This is a genomic window from Cobetia sp. 5-11-6-3 (genome assembly GCF_013374055.1).
GTDB lineage: Bacteria > Pseudomonadota > Gammaproteobacteria > Pseudomonadales > Halomonadaceae > Cobetia > Cobetia marina.
Window position 1 is genome coordinate 1 of the sequence record NZ_BLWJ01000019.1, and the last position, 758, is coordinate 758.

The 758-nt window shown below is 52.8% G+C and carries 1 rRNA gene; it reads left to right on the top strand.

The window, feature by feature from the left end:
• Window positions 1-90: ribosomal RNA gene (rrf, locus tag HXS66_RS17195) — 5S ribosomal RNA — on the top strand; the annotation flags it as partial.
• Window positions 91-758 lie beyond the last annotated feature (668 nt).

Genomic DNA, 758 nt, shown 5'->3' on the forward strand with positions numbered 1-758 from the left:
ACCCGATCCCATGCCGAACTCGGAAGTGAAACCGCTTAGCGCCGATGGTAGTGTGGAGTTTCTCCATGTGAGAGTAGGTCATCGTCAGGCACTTATACTGAACCGCCCCTGCAGCCCAGCTGCAGGGGCGGTTCTCTTTGTGCGTAGGAAAAAGTGGTGCTTGGAGAGGTGGTGCACAGAAAAATGGCGCACTGGAATGTGATACCAGAATCTTGGTGATCTTCGACGTGCCAGGTGAACGTACAAGTCTTCATGCGCTTCGAGTGGGGAGGGCGCACGGTCCTGGTGGTGCTCACACCGCATGGGTAAAGATATTGTCTCGTTCCAGGTCGGTAATGGGGTGTGGAAAACTTTCATTGAGCGGCTCATGTCAGGTTATCCACACCCCTTTTTTTCCAGGTGTGACTCTCGGGAATCATCAGAGCGATCGATCAGGCCCGCTTCTTTACCATGATGTCGTCCTGAATCGTGACGGCCGAAAGCGCCGAACACTGCATGGCTGGATGCTTTTTGAAGAAAGCGCTTGCACTTGCAGAGGTGAATGCGTAAAGTACGCATCCGCTGCCGGGGACGCATGGCGTTATCAGCGGTAAAAGAGGTTTGCAGGTGATTGTTTTATTTGATGTTTTTGAAGTCCGCTTCCAAATCATCGATTGACAATCCCGGGCGATTCGCTAGAATACGCCGCACTCCTTACGGAACAGGTGATCGAGCAACGCTCCTCACCGCTGGATGATGCTTAGAGGCAGTCGATTGAC